General features: G+C 42.4%; 3 protein-coding genes and 1 pseudogene. 2 read left to right on the plus strand and 2 right to left on the minus strand.

The window, feature by feature from the left end; genetic code table 11:
• Positions 1 to 731, minus strand: a pseudogene (locus WBM49_RS11715) (TonB-dependent receptor); the annotation flags it as partial.
• A gap of 16 nt (positions 732 to 747) precedes the next feature.
• Positions 748 to 3,768, minus strand: a complete 3,021-nt coding sequence (locus tag WBM49_RS11720; protein WP_424372239.1) for a tetratricopeptide repeat protein — start codon at positions 3,766 to 3,768, stop codon at positions 748 to 750.
• A gap of 151 nt (positions 3,769 to 3,919) precedes the next feature.
• Here WBM49_RS11720 and WBM49_RS11725 point away from each other — a divergent pair, with 151 nt between their 5' ends.
• On the plus strand, positions 3,920 to 4,603 hold the full coding sequence (locus tag WBM49_RS11725) for a cell division ATP-binding protein FtsE (protein WP_424372240.1): 684 nt from the start codon (positions 3,920 to 3,922) through the stop codon (positions 4,601 to 4,603).
• Positions 4,604 to 4,692: 89 nt separating this feature from the next.
• The coding region (locus WBM49_RS11730) for an aryl-sulfate sulfotransferase (protein WP_424372241.1) at positions 4,693 to 5,430 on the plus strand (738 nt) is incomplete at its 3' end.

The following is a 5,430-nucleotide window of genomic DNA, read 5'->3' on the forward strand; positions in this document are numbered from 1 at the left end:
GTCGCCAACCATGCCCTGTTCTCCGCAGATTCTACCTTGTCCCAAAATCTCTTTACAAACACTTCGCCTTTGGACAAGAAGGAATCTTCCTGATTAAGGTGAGCCCCCAGTTCCACATTGAAATACTGTTGTTTTTCATCTATTCCCGCTATAAAGGCCTCATCGTAATCTCCCTCCGGTAGGCCATACCAGTTGTAGAGTTGATGTCTGGCTGCCGTACTGATCCCCCAGTCATAATCCCGATCTCTGTTTGAGTAGGCCGCTTCTAATTTTGTATTGTAAAAATCTGTATCCAAAGGGGTAAAATCTAAATCTCCTCTTGAGGAGAAATGATTCAGACCAATATCTACCCGTTGATTTCCTCGATCAATATCTCTGCTGGTATAAAAGTCGAGCAAGGCATTGTTAAAATTGCCAAGTCCCAGAGAGACATATGAATTATACAGTTTTTCCGGCCTGCTTTTCTCCACCGTGGCAGCTTTCCCCTTGGCCGGCGTGAAAGTAGAGGCCACAGGTACAGAAAAAATGCTGTATTTTATCTCCTTCTTGGCAAGGATAATTGAATCGTTTAAAACAGGAGCCGATTTAATTTTAAAAGCATCGGAAACGGTGGGGGAATAGGGTTTTACAACCGTTACTGTTTCAGTTCCCAGATCTTTTTCATCTTGCCCAAAAGCTCCTAAAACCAGAAGTAGCCCGGCGATGATTGAAAGTTGAATCTTCTTTTGCATACAAATACCACTTAGATTAGTTCCCCTCAGGATTTACAGAGGCGTTGCGTTCGGCTTCTTTAGCTTTTATACTTGCTAATTCTTGTTTAGCTTTTTCTACGATCTCCGGAAATTGAACAAAATTAGCGATCACACTATCCAGGATGTAGGTGGCCTGGAAGGCATCGCCCAGGGCGTAGAAATTTTGAGCCATAATCAGTAATCCTTTTCCTCCCCATTCTTTGTAAGTAGCATACTCTTTTGCCAGTTTTTGCACGGCAGTATTACTAGCTTCGTACTCTTTTCTATTTCGTTTAAAATATGCTTCGTAGTACAGGGCTTCGGCCGCAATATAGCCGGTTGCTATCTTAGACACTTTCTCATAGGCGGTCTCCGCGGTTGCCTCATCGCCTGTTTTGATGGCAGATCTGGCAATCATCACCTGTGCATCACTTCGAATACGATCATCTACATTAGGACTTCCCAGCACTTTGTCTGCATAGACCAAGGTGCGGTCATAGTCGTTTTGTTCATAATACACCTTCATTAAATTCTGCTGTGCGTAGATACGATTCTGAGGGATGTCTGCCATATTTTCCAACCTTGTTAAATAAGGCAGTGCGTTCTTTTTTTCATCCTTTGCTAAAAGCAGTTCGCATACTCTGGTAAGTGCTTGTTCTGAATATTCGTTGCCTCCCCTATCTGCCACATATTGATAGGATTTTAGGGCCTTCTCGTTCTCCCCTTTTGCAAAATACAGCTGTGCTAAAGCAAAGTTTGTGGGGATTACATGCATCCCCGAAGGAAACTCTTTGAGGTACATCTCATAACCCTGGATAGCATTTTCACTTTTCCCCTCCAGATTTTGTTTGTTTGCCGATTCATAGGTGGCATTGTCTAATTCCATATCGGAAACCTCCACAAAATCGAGATTTCGTACCCAAACGGCGTATTCATCCACCCTCCCCATGTCCATATAAACCAATTTACCGGTGTTCACGGCTTGCACAGCTTCCTGTGTCTGAGGATAATCATTTACCACTGCTTTGAACTTCGTTAAAGCCTCAGCGTTCCTATTCGCATTGTAGTGAACCAGCCCTTGGCGTAAAAGTGTCTGCGGAACCAGACTACTCCCGGGATACTCTTGCACAAGCTGATCGTAGACCCGTAATCCTTCTCTTTCCCTATTCTCGCGGATGTATGAATTTCCAAGCTCAAATAGCACATCGTCCTTCAAGGTAGACTGCGGAAATTGAGTAAGAAAGTTATTGAGCTCTCCGAGTTTTGTATCGTTTCTACCTACAAAACCATAACTAACGGCTTTCTGAAAAGCCGCATAATCCTTTTCCGGCCCATTGCTTCTTCCGTATTGTGTATAGGCATCAATAGCTGCCTCGTATTTGCTGGTCACAAAATAACAATCTCCCAGCCTCACCAGTGCGTCCGATACCTTTGGGTCTGAGCTAGTTCTTGTGGAATACTCTTTGAAGTAATTACTTGCCGTATTGTAATCCTTTAATTTAAAATAGGTGTATCCCAGGTTGTAGTCCAGATCGTTGTATTCATTGGTAGATCTCGCTATGTTACTCTGTTGGAACTGAATAAAGTCTGGCAGCGCATCCTCATACCGATTCAGTAGATAATTGGCTTCTGCTTTCCAATATCTGGCTCTGGCGGTAAATAGCGCATCCGCATCACTCTTGACGGCCAAATTCATTATCTGAGATGTCTCGGCGTAATCTCCCTCTAAAAATAGCTCCACGCCCCGGTAAAATGCTACTTTTTGAAAAGTGGCCTTATTGGCATAATTTTTATTCTTCTCCAATAAAGCTAAGGCCCCTTTAAAATTCTTGGAGGTGAGGTAGGAGTCTACCAACAATTCCTGCAATTCCGAGGTATAAGTATCTTTGGGATAGCGTTCCAAATAAGAAGATAACACTTCCGTTACCGGCTCATAGGGATTGCCAATATCGTAGCTTAATCTCGCATAATTTAAATAGGCATCTTTCTGGATCTCGGGTGTAAAGTCCATATCGGATGCATTCTTAAAGGCATTCAGAGCTTCTTGTTTCTTGTCGAGTTTCAAATAACATTCTGCCAGGTGATAATAGGCGTTTTGAGCCACGCTGTTGTTCCCGTCAATGATCTTATTAAATTGAAGAATGGCATTGGCAAAATCTTCTTGTTGGTAATAACAATAGCCCAATTGATAATAGTCCGTATTGTTCCATCGTCCTCGTTTTCCTTTGTATTCTTCCAGATATGGGATGGCATTGGAATACTGTTTTAAGTTGAAATAGCTTTCTCCAATGATCTTGTTGAGCTCCGAGATCTCATTTCGGTCAGATTTTGGCAATTGTTTTTTTCCAAGTGCTATGGCTTCCTCAAAATTGCCAAGCTTAAAATTCAGATCTGCCTGAAAATAGGATAGCTTTTCATCTAATACCTCCTGATCTGTGATCTGATCAAAACGCGCACTGGCTTCCTCATAATCATCTTGCTGATAGGCTATAAATCCCAGATAGTATTTTGCCTGTGCACCATAAACAGGAGAATTGGAAACCTTATTAAAGTAGGATTCTGCTTCCGCGGTCTTCTTGGAGGCATATAGGGAATATCCCATATTAAAATTAAATCGTTCCCTTTCCTTTCTGGGAATGGTACGTTCTCCGGCCCTTTTGTACCATTTCAGCGCATAGGGGTATTTCCCGTTTTCAAAATAATAATCAGCTACATCCAAAAATGCGGCTTCTCTCTTTGTGGAGGTAGGATACTTTTCTACAAAGTCTTCCATGAGGCGGTCTGCTCCTAACTGGTTGAGTCTAACTGCAGCATTGGCCACATAGTACGCACTATTAGCAGCTGTTTCCTCGTTAGGAGTATTTGCATTCACTTTTTGAAAAAGTGTCTGTGCAGCCTGGTATTGTTTGTTGTTATATAAGTTGAGTGCCTCCTGATAGAGCCTTTCATCATGTGTATAAATCCTGGATTCCTGTGCTTTGGCTGTAACAAACAGCCCAAGACAGACAAGGGAGAAGGCGGTGATTTTCTTTCGCATAGTGTTCTAGGGCTATTAAGAATTACCGTATTTGTCTTAGTAACGGGAAATATTGTTTTGCAGTATAAACAGCTCAAAGAAAAAGATTTTTAGGGGTTCCATCTTTTTTATCCTTAATAACTTATTACTTTTATATCAACAAATACACTTCATGGAAGAACCCATTCTTAGCTTAAAGGAAGTTGCAGTTTTCCAAAAGGAGAACCTGGTACTCAATGATGTAAATCTGGAAATACGGAAGGGTGAATTTGTTTATCTCATCGGAAAAACCGGAAGCGGAAAGAGCAGTTTTATGAAAACCCTCTATGCCGATCTTCCTTTAAAACAAGGTAATGGAAGGGTGGTAGGCTTTAATTTAAAAACCCTGGAAGAAGCTAAAATTCCGTATTTGCGCAGAAAGCTGGGGATCGTGTTTCAGGATTTTAAACTCCTCCCGGACAGAAATATCAACAAGAACCTGCTATTTGTATTGAAGGCCACCGGTTGGAAGGATACTGTGCTTATGAATGCTAAGATAGAAGAGGTATTGGAGAAAGTTGGGATGAAAACGAAAGGGTTTAAATTTCCGCATGAGCTTTCTGGCGGGGAACAACAACGTATAGCTATTGCAAGAGCACTCTTAAACGACCCTGAACTGATCCTCGCAGATGAACCCACCGGAAACCTGGATCCACAGACCAGTGTGGAAGTCATGAAGGTCTTACAGGAGATTAACAAGGCCGGCCGCACCATACTTATGGCCACGCACGACTATGCCCTGATCCTTAAATACCCGTCCAAGACACTTAAATGTGATGGGAACAAAGTCTTTGAAGTAGTTCAAAAAGCAATCTAAAGAGCACTACTTCATTCCTATTGTAGCCTGAAAAAGATAATCAAAAAAAGCGTATCTTTCTTTCTGCAACCAACCAGCTAATTACTAGAATGAAACTCAAAGAACTATTTCTTCTCGCACTCACAATTGCCCTTTTTTCATGTAAGTCGGACGTCCCTTCCGCAGATAATGCAACCGTGGCAGAAGTCCGTGAATGGAATCCGGAAGACACCCGAAGCCTTACCGGTGTAACGGCCAAAAGAGGCCTTATCTATAATTCCGAAACGGACACCGATGGTTTTGTCCTATATGAACCTTCCAATGGTACCTTCACTTATTTATTGAACAAAGAAGGAGAGGTAGTCCATACCTGGTCCTCAGATTTAAATTCCATGAATTCCTATCTTCAACCCAATGGTCATCTGATCAGGATGGAGCGCGATGAAAATTTCCCAACCTTTGCGGCCGGGGGTCAATCTGGCCGGATGCGGGAGTATGATTGGGACGGAAATCTCGTCTGGGATTTTAAATACTACAATGAAAAAGAATTGACCCATCACGATATTGAGATCATGCCAAATGGAAATATTCTGGCTATTTCTTACGACGCCCTTACTCCGGAAGAGGCCCTGCAAGCAGGTATGGATCCACAACACATTCCCAAGGCAGGGGTCTGGGTAGATAAGATCATTGAGATTCAACCCCTTAAGCCAAATGATGGAAAGATAGTTTGGGAATGGCGCATGCGCGATCACCTTATCCAGGACCTGGATAAAACAAAGGATAATTTTGGAGTAATTTCTGAACACCCGAGAAAGATCAATATCAATGTGGAAAGTGCAGAGGCT

The organism is Muriicola sp., from assembly GCF_049669965.1.
GTDB lineage: Bacteria > Bacteroidota > Bacteroidia > Flavobacteriales > Flavobacteriaceae > Muriicola.

Excerpts from the sequence above, each read along its gene's own strand:
- WBM49_RS11725 (WP_424372240.1), top strand. The coding sequence starts at position 3,920 with ATGGAAGAACCCATTCTTAGCTTAAAGGAAGTTGCAGTTTTCCAAAAG.
- WBM49_RS11720 (WP_424372239.1), bottom strand. The coding sequence starts at position 3,768 with ATGCGAAAGAAAATCACCGCCTTCTCCCTTGTCTGTCTTGGGCTGTTT.